The following is a 23,328-nucleotide window of genomic DNA, read 5'->3' as shown; positions in this document are numbered from 1 at the left end:
TGACCGGAGAGGGGCGGTGGACGAGAGCCACCGCCCCTCTCCGTTACTCGCATATTCTGTTGTACGGCGTATGGGAATTATTCTACGGTGTACAGCATGACGATGTCCCCACAGGAAGAGGCCCCGCCGCAGACCGCGCACGGCGGCCACCCCCAGCGCTGGCTGATCCTCGGTGTGGTCTGCCTCGCGCAGCTCACCGTGCTGCTCGACAACACGATCCTGAACGTGGCGATCCCCTCGCTCACCCGCGAGATGGACGCGACCACCGCCGACGTCCAGTGGATGATGAACGCCTACTCACTGGTGCAGTCCGGCCTCCTCCTCACGGCGGGCAACGCCGCCGACCGCTACGGCCGCAAGCTCCTGCTGATGTCGGGCCTGGCGATCTTCGGTGTGGGCTCGCTGGTGGCCGGACTGTCCCAGAGCCCGGCCCAGCTGATCGCGGCCCGCGCCGGCATGGGCGTCGGCGGCGCGCTGCTGATGACCACGATCCTCGCCGTCGTCGTGCAGATCTTCGACGACCAGGAGCGGGTCAAGGCCATCGCGCTGTGGTCGACGGTCAGTTCGCTCGGTTTCGCGGCCGGGCCGCTGATCGGCGGTGTGATGCTGAATCACTTCTGGTGGGGTGCGATTTTCCTGATCAACATCCCGGTCGCCGTGCTCGGCCTGATCGCGGTCGCCGCGCTCGTACCGGAGTCCAAGCACAAGGCGGGCGACCGGCCCGACCTGGTCGGCGCGGTGCTGTCGACCATCGGCATGACGGCCGTCGTGTACGCGATCATCACCGGCCCCGAGCACGGCTGGACGTCCGGGCAGGTGCTGCTCTCCGCGCTGATCGGCATGGCCGTTCTCGGCCTGTTCGTGACGTGGGAGCTGCGGATCGAGCACCCCATGCTCGACATGCACTTCTTCCGCAACCAGAAGTTCGTGGGCGCGGTCGCGGGCGCGATCCTCGTGGCCTTCGGCATGACGGGCTCGCTGTTCCTGCTCACCCAGCACCTCCAGTTCGTGCTCGGCTACGAGCCGCTGGACGCCGGTCTGCGGACGGCGCCGCTGGCGTTGACCGTGGTCGCGCTCAACTTCACCGGGATCGGAGCGAAGCTGGTCCTCAAGGTCGGTACGCCGGGGGCCATCGCGCTCGGTATGACCCTGGTGTCGGCCGGGCTGGCGGCGATCGCGCTGCTCGGCGGGCACGGGTACGGCGGGTTGCTGCTCGGCCTGGTCGTGATGGGCGCGGGTGTGGCGCTGTCGATGCCCGCCATGGCCAACGCGATCATGAGCGCGATACCGCCGGAGAAGGCGGGAGTGGGAGCGGGGATCAACGGAACGCTCGCGGAATTCGGCAACGGCCTCGGTGTGGCGGTCCTCGGTGCCGTGCTCAATGCGCGGTTCGCGTCCCTGGTCGCCGTATCGGCGGCGTCGTTGCCGGCGGCGTTGGCCGCGGCCGACGGTGCCGAGGAGAAGGCGCGTATCTCTGACGCGTTCGCCTCCGGGTTGGAGACCAGTCAGTTGGTGGGGGCGGTGGCTGTGCTGGCCGGGGGGTTGGTCGCGGCGGCGTTGCTGCGGCGGGCTGAGCGGGCAGAATCCGCCTGAGGGCTCGGGGCGTACGGTCGTCTCGCGGGTGCGGAGTCGTTGTGGCTGGTCGCGCAGTTCGCCGCACCCCTGAGAGCATGATCGGCATCAGCACGTCGAGGAAGGTGCGCCATGGCGAAAGCGGCTCGGGAGAGTCAGCCGCGGACCAGCGTCTGGTTGGAAAGCAAAGCGCACCGGCGGCGCGGCGGCGGGCAGCCCTCGGGGCTGGACCGTGAGCGCATCATCGAGGTCACCGTCCGGCTGCTGGACGCCGAGGGGCTCGCCAAGTTCTCGATGCGGCGGCTGGCCGGTGAGCTGAACGTCACCGCGATGTCCGTCTACTGGTACGTCGACACCAAGGACGACCTCCTCGAACTCGCCCTGGACCAGGTCATGGGCGAGATGCGGCTGCCCGATCCGGATGCCGACGAGGACTGGCGGGACCAGGTGCGGGCGCTCGCCCGGGAGTACCGGACGCTGCTGGTGCGTCACCCCTGGGTGTCCGCGCTGGTCGGCGTCTTCCTCAACATCGGCCCCAACAACCTGGCCTTCTCACGGGTCGTGCAGCGCGTCGTCCGAAGGACCGGGCTGCCCGCGAAACGCCTGACGAGCACGATCTCGGCCGTCTTCCAGTTCGTCTACGGCTACGGCACGCTGGAGGGCCATCTCTCCGCCCGGGCCGCGGCCGGCGGCATGACCGTGGACGAGTACTTCCAGCAGGCCCTGAGCACGGTGACCGCGGCCCCGCAGGCCGCCGACGTCCTCAAGGAGTCCCAGGAGATCATGGCGGCGCGCGGCGGTGACACGGTCGCCGAGATGCTGGAGCGCGACTTCGAGTTCGCGCTGGAACTGCTGATCGCGGGCATCGAGGCGATGGTCGCCCGCGAATGAGAAGCCGTGTCATGTCCCTCGATCGGTCACATGGCGTCACGTCACCCGACGAGACCTCGCCGATCAGCCCGGGTTCCGCACCCCGTGCGCTCGTCCGTCGACAGGCCGACGTGGACGGAGAGGGAGCGCATGGCGGGGGCCAGGGACATACGCGGGCTCGCGGCAGGAGGCGACCGAGCGGCCCGGCCGGCCGAGAACGCCCCTCCCCGACGCCGTACTGGCCCGATTCACTGGTTTCTGTTCAACAGCGCGTGCGTTGCGGCCGCGGTGGCCCTGATGTGGTGCGCGCCGGTGGTGCCACTGCCGGCCCTGCTGCGCGGCCCGGCCTTCGTCACCTCTGCGCTGCTGATACCCCTGGCGCTCATCCTGGTGCCGGCCCTCTTGCTCCGCCACGTCACTCACAAGAAGCCGCCGAAATCGGCCATCGCGGCGCTCACCGTTGCCCTCCCCGCCGCGGTCGTGCTGGCGATCATCACCCACAAGGCCGGTGACGAACGGGGACTGGAGAAGCGGGGCCGTTGGACCGAGGCCGTCGTGGTCGAGGTCGAGAACGGCAAGACCGACAAGTGCGCGCTCCGCACCCGCGACGGCCGGGAGATCTCACCTCGGATGACGGACGGCTGCGACCCGGAATTGGTTGAGCCGGGCGACAGACTGCGTGTTCTGTACGACCCCAAGGGCGCATCGGGTCCGTTGGAGGACGAGGACACGGAAGCGGACCTGGACCCCGGCTCGTACAGAGGGACGATCGGCGGCCTGGCAGCGCTGACCGTCGCGACAGGCACGTGGGGCTGCGTACGGCTGAATCGGCGGGACGACCAGTCGGGGTGAGGAGCTACTGCCCCTCGACCAGCCGCGCCGGGAACCCGCCGGTCGCCACCGGCCCCCACCGCTCCGGTGTGATGCGGATGATCGACTTGCCCTGCTTGACCATGGCCGCGCGGTACTCGTCCCAGTCGGGGTGCTCCCCGGCGATGTTCCGGTAGTACTCCACGAGCGGTTCGACGGAGTCGGGCGTGTCGACGACCTCGGCCGTGCCGTCGATCTGGACCCAGGGGCCGTTCCAGTCGTCGCTGAGCACGATCAGGCTCACCCGGGGGTCCCGCTTGGCGTTGCGGGTCTTGGCCCGCTCCGGGTACGTCGAGACGACGATCCGGCCGGAGTCGTCGACCCCGCAGGTCAGCGGCGAGCCCTGGGGGCCGCCGTCGGCCCGCCGGGTCAGCAGGATCGCGTGGTGCCGGGGGCGTACGAAGTCGAGCAGCTCGTCCAGGGAGACGCGGGTGTTCGTAGCGATGTTCGGTGCCATGCCAGGCAGCCTACGACGCCATGGCCTCCGCGAGGTTGTCGTACACGGGGACGTCCCGGCGCAGGCCGGTCAGCTCCAGTACGCGGCTCGCGACACCGTCCGGCCGGGCCACCAGGCGCAAGCGGGCCCCGGTGCGCAGCCGGTGGCGCAGGTCGTTGAGGAGGCGGACGCCCTGGGAGTCCATGAAGCTGGTCGCGGTAAGGTCGAGGACGAGCACCTCCAGCCGGTCACCACGGGCCCGGGCCTCGGACATGATGAGCGGAAGCAGCTGCTCCGCGTTGCAGAAGTCGATCTCCGCGGGCATGGGGAGGTGGACGCGGCCGGGCAGGTCCTGCGGTTCGGTGGGATTCGGGAAGAAGGTCACAGCACTCACCTGGCAGACGTTCGTCCGGATTCCGGTAAGGCCGCTTCCTGACCCTCGGGCCCATTCCACCACGCCGGGGCGCGGCTGCGGAAGCGCCTGTGGCGGCTCTCGGCCGGACGTCACCTGGACGCAATCGAGCAGCTAGAGTGCTGTTCGTCCTGTGCTCGCAGTCGGGAATGTGCTGCGGAGCTCTCCTGCGCACGGCCATGGTCGTGCATGCCGAAGAGGTTCGTGGTGGCTGCGTCCGAGTTTCCTGATTTGCCCCGTTTTAAGGTCGGCTTCGAGCTGGCCGAGGCCCTGACGGTGGCGTCTCAGCAACTGCACGAGACCCCCACACGGCACAACACGCTGCGCACGGCGGTCCGGCTGGCCGTGCACATCATGCCCGGGGCCGAGCACGCCGGCATCTCCGAGATCGAGCGCGGCAACAAGCTCCGTACGCTCGCCTGGACCGACGACGTCGTGCGCTCAGCCGAGGCCCGGCACGGCGGCCGCGAACCGCTCAGGCACTGGGACCAGTTGTGGAACAACCCGGTGGCGGCGATAACGGACAGCGAGGACGACGGCTGGGACGTGCTGTCGGCGTTGGGGCTGCGCTCGGCGCTGTCGCTGCGGCTGCGCGCCGACCGCCGCCGACTGACCGTGCTCACGGCCTACGCGCGCAAGCCGGGCGCCTTCGACGAGGACGCGACGCGCATCGGGCGGCTGTTCACCACGCACGTCAGCATCGCCCTGGAGTCCGCGACCGTGCGCGAGCAGCTCACCGAGGCCATGCACACCCGGGACCTGATCGGCCAGGCCACGGGCATCCTCATGGAGCGCCAGGGCATCGACGCCGCCGCGGCCTTCGAGAGCCTGGTGCGGGCCTCCCAGCGGGAGAACGTGAAGCTGCGCGATCTGGCCCGCCGTATCGTCGGCACTCACAACTCCACGTGAGGCACACCGAGTCAGGGCGGGGGCGTCGAAGGACGCCTACGGGATACCCGTACGGTCATGAGCTCCGAGACGTCCGACACGCTGGACCAGGCGATGGTGCGCAGCAGCGGTCTCGACACCCTGCTGCGCGATCTGACCGACCGTGCGGTGCAGGAGGTGTCCGGCGCCGCCGCGTGCAGCATCACCGTGCGCCGCGCGGGCCGGCTGCTCACCCTGGCCGGCAGCGGCGGCCTGCCCAGCGGCCTGGACCAGCGGCAGTACGAGAACGGCTCGGGCCCCTGCGTCGAGGCCGCCGAGACCGGCGTCGAGCAGTACGCCCCCGACCTGGCCGCGGAGTCCCGCTGGCCGGCGTACACGCGGTACGCGCTGACCCAGGGCGTCCGGTGCGTGCTGGCGGTGCCGCTCGCCCTCGAGGGCGAGACGGGGGCCGCGATCAACTACTACGGCGTGCGGCCCGGGGTGCTCGGCACGAGCGGGGACACGGCCCGGACCTTCGCGGCCCGGGCGGGGGACGCCATCGACATGGCGCTGCGCATCGAACACCGGCGCCAGTCGGCGGCCGACGTGCGCACCGCGCTGCTCTCCCGCAGCGTCATCGACCAGGCGATCGGCATCCTCATGGCCCGGGAGCGGATCGACGCCCGTGACGCGCTGGAGCGGCTGCGCCGCGCCTCGCAGCACCGGAACGTCAAACTCCGGGACTTGTGCGGCCAGTTGGTGGCGAAGGTCTCCGCCCCCGGCTCAGCCAACCGGAAGTGACTCGCCCTGCACGGCCTGGATGTCCAGCTCCACCCTGAGCGTCGTGCCGATGGCGGCGATGCCCGCCTGGAGGATTTGGTTGTAGTTCATCGCGAAGTCCTCGCGGTGCAGTTCGGTCGTGGCACGGAAGGCCGCGCGGGTGCCGCCCCAGGGGTCCGGGCCCGTGCCGAGGTAGGCCAGGTCCAGGTCGACCGGCCGGACGACGCCGTGCATGCCCAGCTCGCCGTGCACGGTCCACCGGTCGGACCCGGTCGCCGTGAGTCCCGTGGACCGGTAGGTGATCTCGGGGAACCGCTCGACGTCCAGGAAGTCCGGCGACTTCAGATGCCCGTCGCGCATGCCGTTGCCGGTGTCGACGGACGCGGCCCGGATCACCGCCTCCACACGGGACTTGGTGACGTCGTCCGGGGCGATCTCGATCGAGCCGGAGAACTCCGTGAACCGGCCGTGCACACTGGAGATGCCCAGGTGCTGTGCCACGGCGGCCACGCTGGAGTGCACCGGGTCGACGGTCCACGGCCCCGGCGGCGGCAGCTCGGTGCCGCCCTGCCGCGCCAGCGTCACCGTGCCGACCTCGGCCCGGCCGCTCGCCGTGACGATCACGCTCGAGGCCGCGGGCGCGTATCCGACGGCGGTGACGATGACGGTGTACGCCCCCGGCTCCAGCGGCGTCGCGTCCCGTACGGAGCCCTCCGCGTCGGCCTCGGCCCGCAGCGCCTGCGCACCGGTCATGTCGGCCACGGTGACGACCGCGTGCGACACGGCCCAACCGTCCCGGGTACGGATCCTCGCGGTCAGTCCCATCTCAGCTCACTCCTCAAAAGAAACCGGCCCGCGGCAGCAGACGCACCTCCGCTCGGAGCGCGCCCACCGCCACGGGCCGGGGCTTGTCCTACTCGCCGGGGTGGGCGAGTTCGATGTCGTGGGCGTCGGTGCCGCGGCCCGTGACCGTCAGGGCGGTGGCCACCGGCGGGTAGCCCGTGGCGATGACGGTGTACTCGCCGCCGTCCAGGTCGGTGAAGGCGTACGCCCCGTCCGTCCCGGTCGTGGCCGAGCCGACGACGTTGCCCGCCTGGTCGACCAGCGTCACCCGGGCGTCGGCCAGCGGGCCGTGCGGGGCGCGGACGACACCCTGGACGCGGGCGCCCGAGTCCAGGTCGATCTCGACCCGGGTGACCCCGGTGCCGCCCACCTCGACGGGCAGGGCGCGCGGCCGGTACCCGGTGGCGTTCACGGCGACGGTCACCGCCCCCGGCACCAGCTCGGCGAAGGAGAACTCGCCCTGGTCACCGGTGGCCTGGGTGGCCAGCAGATCCCCGCGTACGTCGGTCACGATGACCATCGCGTCCTTGACCGGCTGCCCGCTCCCGGCGGCCCGCACCAGGCCGGTCAGCCCGCTGGTGCCGCTGAGCAGGATGTCGTAGGCGACCGGCTCGCCGTTCACCACGACCGTGGACGCCTGCGGCTGGTAGCCGTCGGCGGACGCGATCAGCACGTACGACCCGGCACCCGGCGCGTCCACCGCGTAGGACCCGTCGGACTGCGCCACGGACCGGCCCAGCTGGCGTCCGGCCAGCGAGATCAGCGTGACGGCGGCCTGCGGCACGGGCGCGCTCTCGTTGCCGCGGACGAAGCCGCGGACCGGCACGCCGCCCTCACCGGACGCGGGCTCCTCGGCCCGGACCGCCGTGGCGACGGCGGCGAGCCGCTGCGTGCCCTCGGGCCCGGTGCCGCCGGCGGCCTCGGTGTCCGCCACGGCCCAGCTCGGCACGGCCTTGTCCGCGGTGGGAGCCTGGGCGGCCTCCTCGGCGGGAGCCTCCGGGCGGGCGTCGGTGTCCGCCGCCGCTTGCGCCAGCCCGCCCTTCGTCTTCAACGGGACCTCCTTGATGAACAGCGACACCAGCAGCGCGAGCAGCGCCAGCGGGGCCGCGTAGAGGAACACGTCCGCGACACCGTGGCCGTAGGCGCTCTCCACGACCGTGCGGATCGGCGCGGGCAGCGCGCTCAGGTCGGGGATGTTGCCCTCGCCCGTGCCGGCGTGACCGAGGGCCGCGCCCTCGGGGCCGAGGCCGGCGAGACCGTCCTTGACGTAGTCGGTGATCCGGTTGGCCAGGACCGCACCCAGGGCGGAGACGCCCATCGCACCGCCGAGGGACCGGAAGAAGGTCACCGTGGAGCTCGCGGCACCGAGATCACCCGGCTCCACCTGGTTCTGCGTGCACAGCACCAGGTTCTGCATCATCATGCCGATGCCGAGACCCAGCAGCGCCATGAAGATCGCTATGTGCCAGTACTCGGTGTCGTACCGGATCGTGCCCAGCAGCCCGAGACCCGCGGTCACCAGCACACCGCCGCCGATCAGCCAGCCCTTCCAGCGTCCGGTCCGGGTGATGACCTGGCCGGAGACGGTGGAGGAGACGAACAGGCCCGCGATCATCGGGATCGTCATGACGCCGGACATCGTCGGCGACTTGTCCCGGGCCAGCTGGAAGTACTGGCTGAAGAAGACGGTCCCCGCGAACATCGCGACACCGACGAACAGCGAGGCCAGCGACGCCAGCGCGATGGTCCGGTTGCGGAACAGCCGCAGCGGGATGATCGGCTCGCTCGCCTTCGCCTCGATCAGGACGAACAGCGCCAGCAGCACGACCGAGCCACCGACCATCGCGTAGGTCTGCCACGAGATCCAGTCGTACTTGTCACCGGCGAAGGTCACCCAGACCAGCAGCAGGCAGACGGCCGCGGTGATGAAGAAGGCGCCGGCCCAGTCGACCTTGACCTTCCGTTTCACGACCGGCAGGTGCAGGGTCTTCTGGAGCACGATCAGGGCGATCACGGCGAACGGCACGCCGACGTAGAAGCACCAGCGCCAGCCGAGCCAGTCGGTGTCGGTGATGACACCGCCGACCAGCGGACCGCCGACCATGGCCGTGGCGAACACGGCGCCCAGGTAGCCGTTGTATCGCCCGCGCTCACGCGGCGAGATCATCGCCGCCATGATGATCTGGGCCAGCGCGGACAGACCGCCCATGCCGATGCCCTGGACGGCGCGGAACGTGATGAGCATGCCCGGGTTCTGCGACATGCCGGCCGCCGCCGAGCCCAGCACGAAGACGACCAGGGCGAGCTGGATCAGGAGCTTCTTGGAGAACAGGTCGGCGAGCTTGCCCCACAGCGGCGTGGACGCGGTCATCGTCAGCAGGGACGCGGTCACGACCCAGGTGTAGGCGCTCTGGCCGCCGCCTAGGTCGCCGATGATCCGGGGCAGGGCGTTGGAGACGATCGTCGACGACAGGATCGCGACGAACATGCCGAGCAGGAGACCGGTGAGGGCCTCCATGATCTGCCGGTGCGTCATCGGAGCGCCGCCGCCGGAGGAGCCGTGGGAGCCTCCCCCGTGCTTGGCATGAGCCCGCACACCGGCTGGTGTGGTCGTTGCCATGGGCTTCCTTTTCTTACGTGCTTGCGGGTGTACGGGTGGTCTGTTCGACAGCGAGTGGTGTCGCCCGGGGTGCGGCTGGCAGTCGAAGCTCTCCCTCAGCCGTGCCATCAGGTCCGTGAGCCGGCCGACGTCCTCGTCGGTCCAGTCGCTCAGGCGCTCGGCGAGGACCTCGGTGGTTCGCCGGGACAGCTCGTCGAGCTGAGCGTGGCCCGCGGGGGTGAGGCGCAGGATGCGTGAGCGCTTGTCCGCGGGGTCGGGGGAGCGTTCGATCCAGCCCCGGGCCACGACGTGCGCGACATGGCGGCTGGTGACCGACATGTCCACCGCGAGCAGCTCGGCGAGCTTGCTCATGCGCATGTCGCCGTGGCGGCCCAGCAGTGTCAGTACGGCCGCCGAACCGCCGGGGCAGTCGGCCGGCATGATCCGGCCGAGCTCCCGCTTCACGGCGCCGAAGGCACTGAACTGGCGGACCAGCTCTTCGTACTGCGCCCTCTCGGCCATGACACCTCCCGCTTTCGTTGCTTAGGGCAACCATAGGATCTGTTGGTTGCTGAAGGCAAATAAACGGGGCGAGGTGCGGCATAAAAACTTGGCAAAGGCAAGCATTGCGGCAGTAAATGTGCAGGTGATGAGCCTGGCGGCGGAGGTCGGGTGGCCTCAAGCGGAATGCCAACCCCCACTTGGGGAGCCCCGACGTTTTCGCTAGGGTCTCGGGCCATGGCTAACAACCAGGCCCCGCAGGGCAACCACGACCCCGCCGGCAGCACCCAGATGTTCCGCGCGTTCGTCGACGAGGCGCCGCAGGGACGGCAGGCCCCGCCGACGAGCGGCGGGCCGCGCATCGGTCTCATCCTCGGAGTCGTTGTCGCCATCGCGGTTGTCGCGGCGGTGGCTTGGCTGGCGCTGGGATGACGCCGGCCGTGCGGCGCGTACGGCGGGTTTCCTGAAACCGGCAGCGGTGTTCAGGCCGGTTGCGCGGCTCGGCGCTGACCGGTCGCCCGGCGTTGTCCCTGGGGCGGGGCGTCGCGCCGCCAGGCGGGACGGGGTGCCGCCAGCGGCTGCCGGGGTACGGGGGATCCGCAACCCGGCGGAGCGGGGTGCCGCTGCGCCCACCCGTGCCGCCCCAAGCGGCACGACTGCCCGCATCTAATGCCGCATCAGGCAACGTTCGCCCTGGCGAGGTGCGGGTGATGATCTTTGTGATACCTTCGGCGCCGCCGTGCACCACTGCACATCCGAGGAAAGCTCCGCGACCCCGGCCCCGCCCGCTCCGGGCCGAAGGGCGGACGGCCGCGTCGGCACGGCGGCGTCCTGACCTTCGCCAAGCCACCTGGTAGGACTCGCCGGCCCTGTCGTAGCAGGGGGATGCCGCGCCATTTGTGGTCAGGCGGTAGCGAACGCAGCCATCATCATGCGGTCCTCGTGCTCAAGGTTGTGGCAGTGGATGACGTAGCGGCCCGCGTAGTCGGTGAACCGCACTGCGACGTCGACGTGCTCGGCAGGCCGAACGTCGACGGTGTCCTTCCAGCCGTGGTCGAACGGTCCTGGGCCCCGGGAGGTCCCCCGTCCGATGACCTGGAAGGGGTCCAGGTGCACGTGCACGGGATGGTGCAGGTCGGTGCGGAAGCGCCAGATCTCCGTCTTGCCGAGTGGCACCGTGGCTGCCATCACCTCCGGGTCGAAGGGTTCACCGTTGATCACCCAGCCCGACCTGCCGTGCACCTCACCGCGGGTGAACGCCCACTCGCGTACCCGGGCATTGGTGGTGTCGAGCGGCTCGATTTCCGACAGCCGATCTGGCAGACGATCCGCTGGTGCGCTGTCGTCGCCGGCGCGGCGCGCGACCACGAACCGCATCACGGCGCCCATCGGGCCGGAGCCGAACCGGTTGCGCAGTGTGACCTGGGTGCCGACGGGATACTTCGAGAAGTCCACGAGGACGTCGAACCGTTCCGCCTGCGCCATCAGCAGGTGCTCGTGTGCGACCGGCGTGGCGAGCAACCCACCGTCCGAGCCGATCTGCGTGAACATCGCGCCGGCAGGGGGCGGCGGGTCGAGCGTCAGGTCGAGGCGTCGGGAACTGCAGCCGTTGAGCAGGCGCAGCCGGTAGCGGGCGGCGTCCACCTCCAGTACCGGCCAAGCAGCCCCGTTCACAAGCATCACGTCGCCGAGCACCCCCTCGATGTGGGCGTCGTCGACGCCCGGGGTGTCAGCGTGATGGTGGGCATGCCCGCCCGGGTCAGAGGACGGGTAGTGGAGCTGGCCGTGCTCGTCGAAGGAACGGTCCACGATCGCGAGCACCACCTCGCGGTCGCCGCGGGGCAGCGGCAGGGCGTCCTCCTCGTCGTCGCGCACGAGGTGTACTCCCAGAAGGCCGCGGTAGACCTGCTCGCCGGTGAAGTCCATGCGGTGGTCGTGGTACCAGAGCATCGCCGCCCGCTGCCTCATCGGGTAGGCGTAGTCGCGCCTCTCGCCGGGGTGCACCAGGTCGGTGGGGTAGCCGTCACTCGTGCCGGGCGTGTGGCCCCCGTGCAGGTGTACCGAAACCGGTACGTCGAGTGCGTTGCGGTGTCGCACCACCGCGGGCCGGCCGCTGCGCGTCTCCAGCAACGGCCCGGGAAAGGTGCCGCCGTACGTCAGCAGGTCCGTGCGGACTCCGGGCAGTAGCTCTATAGTCGCCGGGCGCTGCGCGAGATCGAACACGTCGCGCCCACCGGACGCCGACGACGGCCGGAGGACCGGCATCGGCGGCAAGGGCGCGGTGAACGGCCGGGGCAGCGCGATACCGCTGGGCAAGAGCTGGCCGGTGGAGGTCGGCGTGGAGATCGAGCAGCCGGTCGCGGCGGCGCCCACTCCGGCAGCGAGGCCCAGGAACCTCCGGCGCGAGATCGTCATCGTTCCTCTCCCGGTGCGGCCTGCGTCATGCGCCGCTGCGGGCGGGCCCACGACGTGAAGGACCAGGCGGCGAGCAGCACCGCCGTCAGCACGATCAAGACCCCCAGGGGGATGTGCACCGCCAGGTTGCGCTGGTGCCCCATGCCGATCTGGATTCCCTCCGCGATGAAGACGATGGGGACGAGGAGGAGCAGCGGCCACCTGGCCCCACGGTTTGCCGCTATGTACGCGACCGCCGCGGCGCCCCACCCGGCAGTAGCCGCTATCAGCAGGACGCCGCTGTTCCCATGCGTCGCCAGGATGTCGAAGTTGCCGGACAGATAGCTGCCGGCTGACACCGGCTGGGTGAGCGCCAGGGCGGCGTGGAGCGACAAAGTCGCTCTGAGCAGCCAAAGAGTGGTGGTTGGCATCGTCCGTCCCGTCGCGTCCGTGGTGCTCTTCTGCGGTTCAACGGGCGATAGATAAACACACTACATGTAGGCTGTCTATCTATGAACCCAGGCCCGTACTCTGTTGCCATGAAGGCGGATGCGCTACGCGGGCACCTGGACGCGCTGATCCTCGCGATCCTGGAAGGCGGCGGCCTGCATGGTTATGCCATTTCCGAGGAACTGGCGGCGCGCAGCGACGGCGCGCTCGATCTCGCCACCGGGACGCTGTACCCGGCACTGCGGCGCCTGGAGGCCGCGGGACTGCTCGTCAGCGCGTGGAGCACGGTCAGTGGGCGCAAGCGCCGGACTTACAGCCTGACCCCGGCCGGACACCGGTCCTTGCGGGCTGAACGTGCCGCCTGGCGGGGCCTCGCCAGTGTCGTCGAGGCCGTGCTCCGCCCGGGCTAGCCCCCGGCAAAGGCGTCCCGCTCCGTCATGCCAATCCGCCGTCGCATCAGCCGGGTCCTGCGTGCTTCAGGAGGGATCAGCTGGCCGCCAGGGTACGCCGGGCAGATACCGCGACGCCCGCGAGCGGCAACACCACGAGGGTGAGCGCCAGCACCCAGAGCCCGGCATTGGCGCTGTCGGCCGTCACGATCATCGTGACACTGGTAAGAGGTACGAACGTTGTGGCGGCGAGTGCGAAGGCGCCGGTGAATCGCGCTGTGGCTCGACCATTGAACCACCATCGGCTGCCGATCCCGGTGGCCACGAGCAGGAGCAGTGCGCCGGCCAGGACAATCCAACTGCCTGCCTCGATCGTGTTGTCAAGCAAGTGGAACAACCACGTGTCGGAGCGGGCGTCGGCGCTGTTCGAGGCCAGGTTGAAACCGGAGTCCCAAAGAATCGGCTGGTAGCCGAGAACGAGCAGAAGGAGCCACGCTGTACGTCGGGAGGCGGCCACAGCCAGCGTCGTCTGGAACGACGCCGCGATGTCCGGCACCGAGCCGAAATCGACGACCGCCTGACGTGCGGCGGAATCCTCGTCGTAACCGGTTGCGACCAGCGCCTCGGTGGCGTCATCCAAATGATCCGCCGCCTCGCGCACCAGGCTGCGGCGGGTGCGCCCAGGGCCGACGAGCGCGGCGTCAAGGCGCGCGAGGTAGTCGGAACGTGGATCTGCCATGCTGTGAATTGTGCCGGTTGCGGCATCGCGACCGCATCAGGGATGTCCCGGAGCGTCAGTCCTCGCCTTCCTGCCCTCACACCGCGCCCCAGTTCAACTACGGTCGTGGGGGACGAGGTGTCGTCGTGGCCGTTCGGGACAAGACCGCGATCATTGGCCGCGACCGCTTGGAGCAGCTGCACCTGGCGGTCGCGAAGCAGGCCACCGTCGAGATCCTCGAACCTCGCGACACCCTCACGCTCAGCCGACGCCTGAACGCATCAATCTCGACCTCGTCACCGAAAACCGCAACTTCACCGCCCTCAAGACCGGTCAGACGATCCCCTGGGGAACCATTCGTGCCTCGGGACCTTCAGGCACGCGGATCCGCTACCGCGTGCGCACGGGACGCGACGTCACCGGGACTCCCGCGTTCCCGTTTCAGGGACAGCCGGGCGCTGTCACGTTGTTGCGTGGTAGGTGTCTGATGGTGTGTTGCGGCGTGCTGGAGCCCGGTTCCGGGCTGTGCTCAGGCCGTGGTGGAGAGACCGGCGACTCCGGTGATGTGCTCCAGATTGCGAAGCGGACGGTCATATCGGCTCGGTGGTCGTGTGCGGGCATCAGATGGCGGCGGGGCCGGAAGCGGGGTGAGATGCCGCTGAACGCGGACGGGAACCGCTGGGCCCCGCCGGTGCTGTGGAAACCCTTCACAGCGCGTTCGCGCTGCCGACCTCCACCGGGTACCGGAGCCCCTTGCACGACGGCGACGCGCTCCCCACGGACGAACCTTCCCGGGTCGATCAACCCTAAGATCATGCAACCGGTCAGCCAACGTGACAGTGCCCCGACGAGGACCGCAGGAACGGGAACGGCCAGGTGGCAGCAGCGACCCTTGTGAGGGAACAAGTGCCGGCCCCAGATGACTGGACCAGGACGGTCACCGATCCGCGGCTCTGTGCGGCCATCGTCGACCGTCTCACCTTCGGCGGGAACATCATCGAGACGGGCACCGCGTCCTACCGACTCGCCGGCACACGGGCCGCCCGAGCCCAGAACACCTCCGCAGGCTGACCGGATCACCTCATTGGTGTCGGCGTACACCCAGGAGCAAGACGGCCGCGCGCTGTGGCCGACCCGTGTTCATGCCACCGGCCACACGGGGCCATCGCTTCCGCTGTTCCAGCCACGCCCCGCGCGGCCCTGACTCAGCAACAGGAGAGAGGATGGCACGTGACAGCATAGGTCGAGCGACGTGCTACAGCTGCTGTGCCATCGTGAGTGGCCATGATCAAGACGCAGACGGTTGCCGAGGAGCCAGCGTGGGACGCAACATCGGATTGGCGGTTCCCCTGGCGGCTCTGGCGCTGCTGACCGCGTGCGGAGGTTACACGCAAGACATCTGCACCCTGATCGACACGCCGGCCGGGATCCGGGTCGCTGTCCACCCGGACCTGGCGAACAGCGTGGCCGACGCGACCCTCACAGCCTGCTGGGACGGCACATGCCGGAAGCGCACGCTGCAGCTGGACACCTGGCCGGAAGAACCGGCGACCCCAGGAAACCCCGTACTGACCACGGAATCCGCTACCGCCACAGAACCTCCGGCAGCGAGGGCCCCGGAAAACCCCGAGCCTTCTCTCCCCTGGCCTGGCTTCGTGGTCATACGGGACCTCCCGTCACGTAAGCCGATACAGGTCACGCTGGTATTCAAGAACCAGCGGGGCGCCACCGTGCTCGACCGGCAGATCAGTACCACCACCCCGCAGCCCACCTATTCCAACGGCCGCAACTGCTCGCCGGACGGCTCCCAGGTGCGCCTGACGGTCACCGGAGAGGGCACGCTGATCCCACGCTGACCGTCCGGCCACGACGGAAGTGGGCAGGTGAAACGTTCAGTGGCGTCTCCAGGACGTGGGAGCCGACGTTTGTACCGGTGGGAGAAGCCACCGACCACGTCCTCGGCACCGTATCCATGGACGAACGGCATCGTTCCATCCGGCACGGCGTTCGGGATCACCTCAAGGCCGGCCCGCCATAGCGGCCGGTACACCTTACGATCACGCTCCCGCGTACCCATCGGTCACTGTTTGGCCCTCCGGCGCGGCCCCGACCCACCGCCCCGCGGGTGGTAACCCACCACCCGCGGGGCGGGGCGGTCATGCTCAGTCCGAGATGAGGCCTTCCCGCAGCTGCGCCAGGGTCCTCGTCAGCAGGCGGGACACGTGCATCTGTGAGATGCCGACCTCCTCGCCGATCTGCGACTGGGTCATGTTCGCGAAGAACCGCAGCATGATGATCCGCCGCTCACGGGGCGGCAGTTTGGCCAGCAGCGGCTTCAGGGACTCCCGGTACTCGACGCCCTCAAGGGCGCTGTCCTCGTACCCCAGCCGATCCGCCAGCGAGCCCTCGCCGCCGTCGTCCTCCGGCGCCGGGGAGTCCAGCGAGGACGCCGTGTACGCGTTCCCCACCGCCAGCCCGTCGACGACGTCCTCCTCGGACACCCCGAGCACGGACGCGAGTTCGGTGACCGTCGGCGAGCGGTCCAGCTTCTGCGAGAGCTCGTCACTGGCCTTCGTCAGGGCCAGCCGCAGCTCCTGAAGCCGGCGCGGCACCCGCACCGACCACGACGTGTCGCGGAAGAACCGCTTGATCTCTCCCACGACGGTTGGCATCGCGAACGTGGGGAACTCGACGCCCCGTTCGCAGTCGAACCGGTCGATCGCCTTGATCAGCCCGATCGTGCCGACCTGGACGATGTCCTCCATCGGCTCGTTGCGGGAGCGGAACCGCGCCGCCGCGTACCGCACCAGCGGCAGGTTGAGCTCGATCAGCGTGTCGCGGACGTACGCACGCTCGGGGCTGTCCTCGTCGAGCGCGGCCAGCCGCAGGAACAGGGAGCGGGACAGGGTGCGGGTGTCGATGGCCCCCGTGGCCGGAAGCGCCGGGGCGGGCTCGGTCGCGAGCTCGGCCGGAACGTCGTCGATGGGGCCGAGTGAGTCGAGAGCATGGGGAGCTGAGTCGCTCTCCGCGAGCGTGAGCACCTTCGAGCTGCCCTGTTCTGCGGACATGCCACCCCCTTTGGGTCGCGGGACGGTCGCGGCGGACGCTCCCGTCTGAGGAACGCAGCCTTCACCTGAATACCGGAGCCGAAGCCCCGGCAAACGCGCTTCCCGCAGAATGTCACATGTCGGCAACACGCTGTAGTGACATGTCGACATCTGAGACGCGAATCCACCCTGCAGAAAAGGGGTCTGACGCCTTTTCGGCCCGCAACTGTCGGGAACCGCCCTGATGAGCGATTCGCTCGCAACGGTTATCACTCGCAACTGTTTGCGGTTACGTGTCGAGGGGGTTCGCGGTCACCCACCACCCCGGTTCGCGGCTACGCGTCGATCCGGTTCGCAGACCGCAACCGCTGGAAGCTACGCGCGAGTAGCCGCGAGACATGCATCTGCGAGACACCGAGTTCCGCACTGATCTGAGACTGTGTGAGATTGCTGTAGTACCGCAGCAGCAGAATGCGCTGCTCCCTTTCGGGCAGTTGTACGAGCAGATGCCGTACGAGATCCCGGTGCTCCACTCCGTCCAGCGCGGGGTCCTCGTAGCCGAGCCGGTCCAGCAGCCCCGGCAGCCCGTCGCCCTCCTGGGCGGCCTCCAGAGAGGTCGCGTGATACGACCGTCCGGCCTCGATGCAGGACAGCACCTCGTCCTCGGTGATGCGCAGCCGTTCGGCGATCTCGGCCGTGGTCGGGGTGCGCCCGAAGGCGGTCGTGAGGTCCTCGGTCGCGCTGTTGACCTGCACCCACAGCTCGTGAAGCCGGCGCGGCACGTGGACCGTACGGACGTTGTCGCGGAAGTAGCGCTTGATCTCGCCGATCACCGTCGGCATCGCGAACGTCGGGAACTGCACGCCCCGGTCCGGGTCGAAGCGGTCGATGGCGTTGATGAGCCCGATGGTGCCGACCTGGACGACGTCCTCCATCGGCTCGTTGCGGGAGCGGAACCGGGCGGCCGCGTAGCGCACGAGCGGGAGGTTGGCCTCGATGAGCGCCCCACGCACCCGGTCGTGCTCCGGCGTCCCCGGCTGGAGCTCCTTGAGCTGCGTGAAGAGGACCTGCGTGAGGGCGCGGGTGTCGGCGCCGCGGCTCCGCTGGGGAGCCGGTTCCGAGGATGGTGCCTGAGGTGCGGTACTGGCCAGCACGGTCAACTCCATCTCGTCATCCGTCAACCCATCCGTCAGCTCTTCCATCAAAAGCGGTCATAGCATCACAAGACATGTGCACTGTGTGCAAGCACCCCATAACTACGTGTTGAGGGATGAAATACCGCATAGATGTACACCAGTAATGGACCCGACAACGGCCGTGGCAGCGGACCAGCGACGAAAAGAGCCCCCGTCGGAACGACGGGGGCCCGAAGCGGCGGGTTCAGAACTCGTAGTCGGCGATCACCCACGTGGCGAACTCGCGCCACAGCGCGACACCCGCCTGATGGTCGGGATGCTCCACGTACCGGCGCAGGGCGTCCGCGTCGTCGAAGGCGGAGTTGATGGCGAAGTCATGGGCGATGGGACGGTCGCTGACGTTCCAGCCGAGCTCCCAGAAGCGGATCTCGGGGATCGTGCCGTCGAGGGCGCGGAAGGCCTCGACGCCCTTCACGACCCGCGGGTCGTCGCGCTCGACGCCCTCGTGCAGCTTGAAGAGGACCAGGTGGCGGATCATCACTTTCCTCCGTTGGCGACCCACGTGGCGAAGTCGCCGAGGGCCTGGGCGGCGTCCGATATGCCCTGGAACACTATCTGGACGTAGCCCGTGGCCCTGGTCGGGTCCGTGATGATCACGTACAGCGCGAAGACCGCGACGACGTAGACGGCGACCTTCTTCGCGTTCACCGCCATTGCGGCCTCCCCTGTCACTGCTGTCTCAAACAGCGCACATGATCGCACGAAGGGCCGATCACACGAAGAGGCGGATCGCACGAAAGGCCCCGTCTGTCGACGGGACCTTTCCCAAGCCGGTAGCGGAGGGGTTTGAACCCTCGGTGACTGCGCCACACTCGCTTTCGAGGTTCTGTTCCCCTGCGGGGGCGCCGTTCGGAGTCGTACGTCCCCGTTCGTGGTGGCGCAGTCCTGGGCCGGTTGAACGGTCGCGGACATGGCGTACGGCCATGAAGGAGACGGAAACCGAGGCGGGGCTGAGGGATCTCGTGCCCAGCTCGACCTGCCGGCGGTCTCCGCCGCGACCACGCCTTGACTTCCTGGGTTTGCATGCTGCACCGCCGCGCCGTGGTGCGGCGCCGCCTCCGGCCGTACCTGCGCTGCGGCGACGACGCCGCGGTAGTCGTCGGTCCTGAGGGGGAACCATGCCCTTGTCTCGTGCGCCCACCCGGGCACGCCGATCAGCCCTCTTCATCTTCGGGTAGGCGATCCCAGACCTCGCCCTCACACCGCAGTTCGAAGCCTTCCTGCGCAGCGATGCTCCTAGCCTGCTTCTTGCTGCGGATTTCGGCGTCCCAGTATGTCTTCGGGCCTGTGTACGTGTCGAAGCGGTCGTCCTGCGCGGTGCGCCACACCCGGTAGCCGACGCGCCCATGCCTGTCCGCGACAAGAACCATGATCTGATCAATGTTGGGATGGATTTCATCCATAACAAGACGATATGTCCCATTCTTTACCCCCGGCAACCATAACGGTCCTGGGCTACGGTCCCCAGCAGCCCTTCCAACGGCGACGCCTTCCGGGGCGTACGGCAAGCGGTGATGCTGTCGCGGCGACAAGCCCGTTCCGCGGCGCGCGTCTCCCGCGGAAGAGGTGCAGCGCCTGCTGCGTACCGCCGCCGGCGGAATTCCGCACGCTGGGCCGTGGCGCTCGCCCTGGGGCTCCGGCAGGGCGAGGCGCTGGGCCTCAAGTGGTCGGATGTCGATCTGGACAACGGCGTACTGCTGGTCCGCCGGAGTCGTGGGCGCCCGCGCTACGCGCACGGTGCGGTGAAACCTGCGGCCGCAAAGCCGGGTACTGCCCCCAGTGTCAGCGGACGAACCCGGAGACCGCCGACACGAACCCGCGCGGGTCGACGCGCCGTCGGGGCTCCCTCCACAGCTTGTGGACATGTCGCGCGCTCATGAGCGTCAGCAGCATGCCGAGCGCGCGGCGGCCGGTGACAAGTGGACGGACGAGGGCTGGCTCTTCGCCGTCCGGGAGCAGGCGTTGCAGCTCCGCAGGGGTGTAGAAGATCACCATGATTCCGTCGAGAAATGGACGGACGCGTTCCTTGCTCTCGACGGTCCTGCGGTGGCGGCCGCACAGGCGGAGGAAGAGCGGCCGCGCCATGAACTCGGAGGGATTCACGACGCGCTCATGGAAGCGGTGACCCACGCAATGGCCCGTAGCCCGGCGACGGACTGAGACGTCGAGCCCCAACCGAGACGGAAACTGAGACGGAGAAGCGCGAAGGGTCCGGCTCGATGAGCCGGACCCTTCGTCCACCTGCGGTAGCGGAGGGATTTGAACCCTCGGTGACTTGCGCCACACTCGCTTTCGAGGCGAGCTCCTTCGGCCGCTCGGACACGCTACCGAGGGAGACCTTACAGCAAGGTGCGGCGTGCTTTGAAATCGGTATTCAGCGGCCGCGGAAGAACTCGGTGAGGACCCGGGCGCACTCCTCGGCGAGCACGCCCTCGATCACCTCGGGCCGGTGGTTGAGCCGCCGGTCGCGGACGAGGTCCCAGAGGGAGCCGGCCGCGCCCGCCTTGTCGTCGCGGGCGCCGTAGACGAGCCGGTCGACGCGGGACTGCTGGATCGCGCCCGCGCACATCGTGCAGGGCTCCAGCGTCACCACGAGGGTGCAGCCGGCGAGCCGCCACCGGCCGAGCGCGGCCGCGGCCCGCCGCAGGGCGAGGACCTCCGCGTGGGCCGTCGGGTCGCCGCCGGCCTCGCGTTCGTTGTGTCCGGCCGCGAGCACGGTCGTGCCGTCCGGGGCCAGGACGACGGCGCCGACGGGGACGTCCCCGCCCTGGACGGCCTCGGCGGCCTCGTCCAGGGCGAGTCGCATCGCGGGCCGCCAGGGGTCCCGTACCGGATCCGGCGTGTCAGACGTGTCCGGCTGGTCCGGCTGGTCCGGCTGGTCCGGCGGTCCCGGGGTGGTGCGAGCGGTCAGCGGACGGTCTCCAGGGTCTCCGAGGCGCCGAGGGCCTCGGCGATCTCCGTGACGGCGTCGGTCGCCAGCGAGCGCAGCTCCTTCTCGCTCACGCCGAGGTCGTCCAGGATCTGGGCGTCGCCGACCGGGCCGTGCGGCACGGCCTCGCCGGCTCCGGCGACCGCGTCGCCGTCGTCGGCCTCGTCGTCGTCGGACTCACCGTCCTCGGTACCGTCGAGGTCGAGGGCGTCCAGGTCGTCCCCGTCGTCCGGATCGCGTCCGAGCAGCTCGTCGGTGAGCAGGATCTCGCCGTAGCTGCTGCGGGCAGCGGCGGCGGCGTCCGAGACGTAGATGCGAGGATCCTCCTCGCCGTCCACGCGGACGACGCCGAACCAGGCGTCCTCCTGCTCGATGAGCACGAGCACCGTGTCCTCGTCGGGGGAGGCTCCACGGGCCAGGTCGGCCAGATCCGACAGGGTTTCCACATCGTCGAGCTCTGTGTCGCTCGCTTCCCACCCGTCTTCGGTGCGCGCGAGCAGTGCGGCGAAGTACACCGTGACTCTCCCACTGGTCGTAGGCATGCCGGTTGGGGGTCCCCCCGGCGGAGGTTGCGGGCGGGGAGTGCTCGTCCGAGCCCCACCCACTCGGAATCGTGGCAGAAACAAGGCGTTCAGGGGACGTCTTCGGCTCCCTGTGTCCGGCAGTTTTGATCGCACGCTCGTTGCCGCCACCTGCGGATCGTACGCGGCTTTCCCTCGCTCCACGCACGGCCACCTCGACAACGTCCGCGCGGTTCGTGATCTTCCCCGGGGGTTTCCTCACCCGTTTCCTACCAGCGGAACGTACGCATGCGCATCGCGTGCCGCAGCCGGGCCGTCTTGACCCGGCGCGGCTGGACGCGGTTGCGCAGCTCCCGGGCCTCGGCCAGATCGCGCAGGAACCGGGCGCGCCGCCGACGGCGCTCGGCGTCGGTCTCGTTCGTCCCGGTCTCGTACGTCTCCGGGTCCGTCGCGCGCCGTGCGCGCGGCGACGGAAAGTCTCGGGAATCCCGGTCGGGCATCAGGTTCACCACCCCCAGTCCGTCCTTCCCACTTTCCCCGGACGGGCGGTTTGACGCCAGCGAACGGGTGACGGGCGGGCGGCGGGCCGGCCGTGCGGCCGGGGTCAACGGGCCCGGCTACTGTTGTGGACATGCGTCTCCACGTCGTCGACCACCCCCTGGTCGCCCACAAGCTCACCACGCTGCGCGACCAGCGCACCGACTCCGCGACCTTCCGCCGTCTCGCCGACGAGCTGGTCACCCTGCTCGCCTACGAGGCCACGCGCGACGTGCGCACCGAGCAGGTCGACATCCAGACGCCGGTGGCCACGACCACGGGCGTCAAGCTGTCCCACCCGCGTCCGCTGGTGGTGCCGATCCTGCGGGCCGGCCTCGGCATGCTGGACGGCATGGTCCGGCTGCTGCCGACCGCCGAGGTGGGCTTCCTCGGCATGATCCGCAACGAGGAGACGCTCCAGGCCTCCACGTACGCCACGCGTATGCCGGAGGACCTGTCGGGTCGTCAGGTGTACGTGCTGGACCCGATGCTCGCCACCGGCGGCACGCTGGTCGCGGCGATCCAGGAGCTGATCCGGCGCGGCGCCGACGACGTGACCGCCGTGGTGCTGCTGGCCGCGCCGGAGGGTGTCGAGGTCATGGAGCGCGAGCTGGCGGGCACCCCGGTGACGGTCGTGACCGCGTCGGTCGACGAGCGCCTGAACGAGCACGGCTACATCGTGCCGGGCCTCGGCGACGCGGGGGACCGGATGTACGGGGCGGCCGAGTAAGCCCTTCGGAGCTGCTCAGCAGCCCTTCTTCGACGACGGCGCCGGCTCGGGCCTGGCCAGCTTGGTCAGGGCCCGGTCGGCGTCCGGCTTCTTCGCCAGCTCCTTGAAGCCGTCGCCGATGACGAGGTCGACGGCAGCGCCCTTGCGGGCCGCCTCGGTACGCCGTTCGGCGCCCGGGAGCTGCGTGCCGAGCACCGGCAGCGAGGTGTCGAGGGCGGAGGCGGGGCCGAGCAGCACGCCGGGGCCCTTGACCTTCTTGTCGTACTGCTGGGGCGCGTTGCCCACGTCGCCGATCTTGAAGCCGCGCTTCTTCAGCTCGTCGGCGGTCTTCTTGGCCAGGCCGCTGCGGGTGGTGGCGTTGAGCACGTTGACCGTGATGGTGCGTGGTTCGGGCAGGGGCTTGGCGCGGGGCGAGGGGCTCGACTTGGTCTCGGGGGCGCAGTCCGTCCCGCTGCCGGCCGCGGAAGCCTTTCCGCCGCCGGTGAAGGCGTCGATGAGCTGCCACGTGCCCCAGCCGCCCACGCCGAGTACGGCGGCGGAGGCGACGACCAGGGCGACGAGCCTGCCGCGCCGCCGGGGCCGGCGCATCCGCGGGTACTTGTTTCCCTTGATGCGGTATTTGCCGCCCATGCCGGGGGGAGTCAGCATGCTCATGAGCGCAGCGTAG

General features: G+C 69.7%; 25 protein-coding genes, 1 tRNA gene and 3 pseudogenes. 11 read left to right on the top strand and 18 right to left on the bottom strand.

The window, feature by feature from the left end:
• Positions 1-96: 96 nt before the first annotated feature.
• The 3 genes from V8690_RS20360 (at position 97) to V8690_RS20350 (ending at position 3,294) form a co-directional block, all read left to right on the top strand.
• On the top strand, positions 97-1,593 hold the full coding sequence (locus tag V8690_RS20360) for an MFS transporter (RefSeq protein ID WP_338780854.1): 1,497 nt from the start codon (positions 97-99) through the stop codon (positions 1,591-1,593).
• A gap of 111 nt (positions 1,594-1,704) precedes the next feature.
• On the top strand, positions 1,705-2,463 hold the full coding sequence (locus V8690_RS20355) for a TetR/AcrR family transcriptional regulator (protein ID WP_338780851.1): 759 nt from the start codon (positions 1,705-1,707) through the stop codon (positions 2,461-2,463).
• A 291-nt stretch (positions 2,464-2,754) separates the two neighbouring features.
• Entirely contained in the window at positions 2,755-3,294 is a 540-nt protein-coding gene (locus V8690_RS20350) for a hypothetical protein (protein WP_338780849.1), read from the top strand.
• A gap of 4 nt (positions 3,295-3,298) precedes the next feature.
• Here the strand turns inward: V8690_RS20350 and V8690_RS20345 are convergent, their stop codons facing one another.
• Positions 3,299-3,769 carry a PPOX class F420-dependent oxidoreductase gene (locus tag V8690_RS20345; RefSeq protein WP_338780848.1) on the bottom strand — a complete coding sequence of 157 codons (471 nt, stop codon included), beginning with the start codon at positions 3,767-3,769 and terminating at the stop codon, positions 3,299-3,301.
• A 10-nt stretch (positions 3,770-3,779) separates the two neighbouring features.
• Positions 3,780-4,073, bottom strand: a complete 294-nt coding sequence (locus V8690_RS20340) for an STAS domain-containing protein (protein WP_338785407.1) — start codon at positions 4,071-4,073, stop codon at positions 3,780-3,782.
• Between the two features lie 276 nt (positions 4,074-4,349).
• Between V8690_RS20340 and V8690_RS20335 the strand changes: the two genes are divergently transcribed.
• Both V8690_RS20335 and V8690_RS20330 read left to right on the top strand, forming a co-directional pair.
• A complete protein-coding gene (locus V8690_RS20335) occupies positions 4,350-5,069 on the top strand; it encodes an ANTAR domain-containing protein (protein WP_338780846.1) in 720 nt (239 codons plus the stop codon).
• Positions 5,070-5,126: 57 nt separating this feature from the next.
• Positions 5,127-5,828, top strand: coding sequence for a GAF and ANTAR domain-containing protein (locus tag V8690_RS20330; protein ID WP_338780845.1), 702 nt, complete (start codon positions 5,127-5,129; stop codon positions 5,826-5,828).
• Here the strand turns inward: V8690_RS20330 and V8690_RS20325 are convergent.
• Both V8690_RS20325 and V8690_RS20320 read right to left on the bottom strand, forming a co-directional pair.
• The gene (locus tag V8690_RS20325) at positions 5,811-6,632 is read right to left on the bottom strand and encodes a YceI family protein (protein ID WP_338780844.1); all 822 of its coding nucleotides are present in this window, start codon (positions 6,630-6,632) and stop codon (positions 5,811-5,813) included. The genes V8690_RS20330 and V8690_RS20325 overlap by 18 nt on opposite strands.
• Positions 6,633-6,720: 88 nt before the next feature.
• Positions 6,721-9,771, bottom strand: a complete 3,051-nt coding sequence (locus tag V8690_RS20320) for an MFS transporter (RefSeq protein WP_338780843.1) — start codon at positions 9,769-9,771, stop codon at positions 6,721-6,723.
• Positions 9,772-9,987: 216 nt separating this feature from the next.
• Here V8690_RS20320 and V8690_RS20315 point away from each other — a divergent pair, with 216 nt between their 5' ends.
• Positions 9,988-10,182 (top strand): hypothetical protein, encoded by a 195-nt coding sequence (locus V8690_RS20315; protein ID WP_338780842.1) that lies wholly within the window; start codon positions 9,988-9,990, stop codon positions 10,180-10,182.
• Between the two features lie 471 nt (positions 10,183-10,653).
• On the opposite strand, the gene V8690_RS20310 is transcribed toward V8690_RS20315, so the two are convergent.
• Both V8690_RS20310 and V8690_RS20305 read right to left on the bottom strand, forming a co-directional pair.
• A complete protein-coding gene (locus tag V8690_RS20310) occupies positions 10,654-12,165 on the bottom strand; it encodes a multicopper oxidase family protein (RefSeq protein ID WP_338780840.1) in 1,512 nt (503 codons plus the stop codon).
• Positions 12,162-12,575 (bottom strand): hypothetical protein, encoded by a 414-nt coding sequence (locus V8690_RS20305; protein WP_338780838.1) that lies wholly within the window; start codon positions 12,573-12,575, stop codon positions 12,162-12,164. The genes V8690_RS20310 and V8690_RS20305 overlap by 4 nt, the downstream gene beginning before the upstream one ends.
• Positions 12,576-12,683: 108 nt before the next feature.
• On the opposite strand from V8690_RS20305, the gene V8690_RS20300 reads away from it, so the two are divergent.
• The gene (locus V8690_RS20300) at positions 12,684-13,004 is read left to right on the top strand and encodes a helix-turn-helix transcriptional regulator (RefSeq protein ID WP_338780836.1); all 321 of its coding nucleotides are present in this window, start codon (positions 12,684-12,686) and stop codon (positions 13,002-13,004) included.
• A 76-nt stretch (positions 13,005-13,080) separates the two neighbouring features.
• On the opposite strand, the gene V8690_RS20295 is transcribed toward V8690_RS20300, so the two are convergent.
• On the bottom strand, positions 13,081-13,722 hold the full coding sequence (locus tag V8690_RS20295; protein WP_338780834.1) for a permease prefix domain 1-containing protein: 642 nt from the start codon (positions 13,720-13,722) through the stop codon (positions 13,081-13,083).
• A gap of 508 nt (positions 13,723-14,230) precedes the next feature.
• Positions 14,231-14,430 (bottom strand): annotated as a pseudogene (locus V8690_RS20290) (IS6 family transposase); the annotation flags it as partial.
• A gap of 195 nt (positions 14,431-14,625) precedes the next feature.
• Between V8690_RS20290 and V8690_RS20285 the strand changes: the two are divergent.
• Together V8690_RS20285 and V8690_RS20280 are read left to right on the top strand one after the other, a co-directional pair.
• Positions 14,626-14,772, top strand: a pseudogene (locus tag V8690_RS20285) (AAA family ATPase); the annotation flags it as partial.
• 248 nt (positions 14,773-15,020) lie between these two features.
• Positions 15,021-15,557: a hypothetical protein gene (locus tag V8690_RS20280; protein WP_338780833.1), complete on the top strand. Its 537-nt coding sequence runs from the start codon at positions 15,021-15,023 to the stop codon at positions 15,555-15,557.
• 306 nt (positions 15,558-15,863) lie between these two features.
• On the opposite strand, the gene V8690_RS20275 is transcribed toward V8690_RS20280, so the two are convergent.
• From V8690_RS20275 to V8690_RS20255, 5 genes are all read right to left on the bottom strand, one after another.
• A complete protein-coding gene (locus V8690_RS20275) occupies positions 15,864-16,769 on the bottom strand; it encodes an RNA polymerase sigma factor SigF (protein ID WP_338780832.1) in 906 nt (301 codons plus the stop codon).
• 314 nt (positions 16,770-17,083) lie between these two features.
• Positions 17,084-17,914 carry an RNA polymerase sigma factor SigF gene (locus V8690_RS20270; RefSeq protein ID WP_338780831.1) on the bottom strand — a complete coding sequence of 277 codons (831 nt, stop codon included), beginning with the start codon at positions 17,912-17,914 and terminating at the stop codon, positions 17,084-17,086.
• A gap of 214 nt (positions 17,915-18,128) precedes the next feature.
• Entirely contained in the window at positions 18,129-18,422 is a 294-nt protein-coding gene (locus tag V8690_RS20265) for a Dabb family protein (protein ID WP_306965618.1), read from the bottom strand.
• Entirely contained in the window at positions 18,422-18,598 is a 177-nt protein-coding gene (locus V8690_RS20260; RefSeq protein WP_338780824.1) for a hypothetical protein, read from the bottom strand. Before V8690_RS20260 ends, V8690_RS20265 begins: the two co-directional genes overlap by 1 nt.
• A gap of 500 nt (positions 18,599-19,098) precedes the next feature.
• The gene (locus V8690_RS20255; RefSeq protein ID WP_338780822.1) at positions 19,099-19,347 is read right to left on the bottom strand and encodes a hypothetical protein; all 249 of its coding nucleotides are present in this window, start codon (positions 19,345-19,347) and stop codon (positions 19,099-19,101) included.
• A 157-nt stretch (positions 19,348-19,504) separates the two neighbouring features.
• Between V8690_RS20255 and V8690_RS20250 the strand changes: the two are divergent.
• Positions 19,505-19,891: pseudogene (locus V8690_RS20250) on the top strand (tyrosine-type recombinase/integrase); the annotation flags it as partial.
• 297 nt (positions 19,892-20,188) lie between these two features.
• Here the strand turns inward: V8690_RS20250 and V8690_RS20245 are convergent.
• The 4 genes from V8690_RS20245 to V8690_RS20230 all read right to left on the bottom strand — a co-directional run bounded on the left by V8690_RS20245 (position 20,189) and on the right by V8690_RS20230 (position 21,894).
• A tRNA-Ser gene (locus V8690_RS20245) sits at positions 20,189-20,273 on the bottom strand.
• Between the two features lie 45 nt (positions 20,274-20,318).
• Positions 20,319-20,750: a tRNA adenosine(34) deaminase TadA gene (tadA, locus tag V8690_RS20240; protein ID WP_338780820.1), complete on the bottom strand. Its 432-nt coding sequence runs from the start codon at positions 20,748-20,750 to the stop codon at positions 20,319-20,321.
• 101 nt (positions 20,751-20,851) lie between these two features.
• Positions 20,852-21,388: a hypothetical protein gene (locus V8690_RS20235; RefSeq protein WP_338785406.1), complete on the bottom strand. Its 537-nt coding sequence runs from the start codon at positions 21,386-21,388 to the stop codon at positions 20,852-20,854.
• 275 nt (positions 21,389-21,663) lie between these two features.
• Positions 21,664-21,894, bottom strand: a complete 231-nt coding sequence (locus tag V8690_RS20230) for a hypothetical protein (RefSeq protein WP_338780818.1) — start codon at positions 21,892-21,894, stop codon at positions 21,664-21,666.
• A 131-nt stretch (positions 21,895-22,025) separates the two neighbouring features.
• On the opposite strand from V8690_RS20230, the gene upp reads away from it, so the two are divergent.
• A complete protein-coding gene (gene upp / locus V8690_RS20225) occupies positions 22,026-22,661 on the top strand; it encodes a uracil phosphoribosyltransferase (protein WP_010045108.1) in 636 nt (211 codons plus the stop codon).
• Between the two features lie 15 nt (positions 22,662-22,676).
• Here the strand turns inward: upp and V8690_RS20220 are convergent, their stop codons facing one another.
• Positions 22,677-23,291 carry a LytR C-terminal domain-containing protein gene (locus V8690_RS20220; RefSeq protein ID WP_338785405.1) on the bottom strand — a complete coding sequence of 205 codons (615 nt, stop codon included), beginning with the start codon at positions 23,289-23,291 and terminating at the stop codon, positions 22,677-22,679.
• Positions 23,292-23,328: the final 37 nt, after the last annotated feature.

The organism is Streptomyces sp. DG1A-41 (assembly GCF_037055355.1).
In the GTDB taxonomy this organism is placed as follows: Bacteria; Actinomycetota; Actinomycetes; order Streptomycetales; family Streptomycetaceae; genus Streptomyces.
This window is presented reverse-complemented; position numbering and strand designations above follow the sequence as displayed.

Bases quoted from the DNA above. Each gene is read 5' to 3' on its own strand.
- V8690_RS20270 (WP_338780831.1), bottom strand. From the start codon at position 17,914: ATGGAGTTGACCGTGCTGGCCAGTACCGCACCTCAGGCACCATCCTCG.
- V8690_RS20360 (WP_338780854.1), top strand. From the start codon at position 97: ATGACGATGTCCCCACAGGAAGAGGCCCCGCCGCAGACCGCGCACGGC.
- V8690_RS20230 (WP_338780818.1), bottom strand. From the start codon at position 21,894: ATGCCCGACCGGGATTCCCGAGACTTTCCGTCGCCGCGCGCACGGCGC.
- V8690_RS20255 (WP_338780822.1), bottom strand. From the start codon at position 19,347: ATGGATGAAATCCATCCCAACATTGATCAGATCATGGTTCTTGTCGCG.
- V8690_RS20335 (WP_338780846.1), top strand. From the start codon at position 4,350: ATGCCGAAGAGGTTCGTGGTGGCTGCGTCCGAGTTTCCTGATTTGCCC.
- tadA (WP_338780820.1), bottom strand. From the start codon at position 20,750: ATGCGACTCGCCCTGGACGAGGCCGCCGAGGCCGTCCAGGGCGGGGAC.
- upp (WP_010045108.1), top strand. From the start codon at position 22,026: ATGCGTCTCCACGTCGTCGACCACCCCCTGGTCGCCCACAAGCTCACC.
- V8690_RS20315 (WP_338780842.1), top strand. From the start codon at position 9,988: ATGGCTAACAACCAGGCCCCGCAGGGCAACCACGACCCCGCCGGCAGC.
- V8690_RS20320 (WP_338780843.1), bottom strand. From the start codon at position 9,771: ATGGCCGAGAGGGCGCAGTACGAAGAGCTGGTCCGCCAGTTCAGTGCC.
- V8690_RS20310 (WP_338780840.1), bottom strand. From the start codon at position 12,165: ATGACGATCTCGCGCCGGAGGTTCCTGGGCCTCGCTGCCGGAGTGGGC.
- V8690_RS20330 (WP_338780845.1), top strand. From the start codon at position 5,127: ATGAGCTCCGAGACGTCCGACACGCTGGACCAGGCGATGGTGCGCAGC.
- V8690_RS20220 (WP_338785405.1), bottom strand. From the start codon at position 23,291: ATGGGCGGCAAATACCGCATCAAGGGAAACAAGTACCCGCGGATGCGC.
- V8690_RS20265 (WP_306965618.1), bottom strand. From the start codon at position 18,422: ATGATCCGCCACCTGGTCCTCTTCAAGCTGCACGAGGGCGTCGAGCGC.
- V8690_RS20345 (WP_338780848.1), bottom strand. From the start codon at position 3,769: ATGGCACCGAACATCGCTACGAACACCCGCGTCTCCCTGGACGAGCTG.
- V8690_RS20295 (WP_338780834.1), bottom strand. From the start codon at position 13,722: ATGGCAGATCCACGTTCCGACTACCTCGCGCGCCTTGACGCCGCGCTC.
- V8690_RS20355 (WP_338780851.1), top strand. From the start codon at position 1,705: ATGGCGAAAGCGGCTCGGGAGAGTCAGCCGCGGACCAGCGTCTGGTTG.
- V8690_RS20305 (WP_338780838.1), bottom strand. From the start codon at position 12,575: ATGCCAACCACCACTCTTTGGCTGCTCAGAGCGACTTTGTCGCTCCAC.
- V8690_RS20340 (WP_338785407.1), bottom strand. From the start codon at position 4,073: ATGCCCGCGGAGATCGACTTCTGCAACGCGGAGCAGCTGCTTCCGCTC.
- V8690_RS20325 (WP_338780844.1), bottom strand. From the start codon at position 6,632: ATGGGACTGACCGCGAGGATCCGTACCCGGGACGGTTGGGCCGTGTCG.
- V8690_RS20260 (WP_338780824.1), bottom strand. From the start codon at position 18,598: ATGGCGGTGAACGCGAAGAAGGTCGCCGTCTACGTCGTCGCGGTCTTC.
- V8690_RS20300 (WP_338780836.1), top strand. From the start codon at position 12,684: ATGAAGGCGGATGCGCTACGCGGGCACCTGGACGCGCTGATCCTCGCG.
- V8690_RS20275 (WP_338780832.1), bottom strand. From the start codon at position 16,769: ATGTCCGCAGAACAGGGCAGCTCGAAGGTGCTCACGCTCGCGGAGAGC.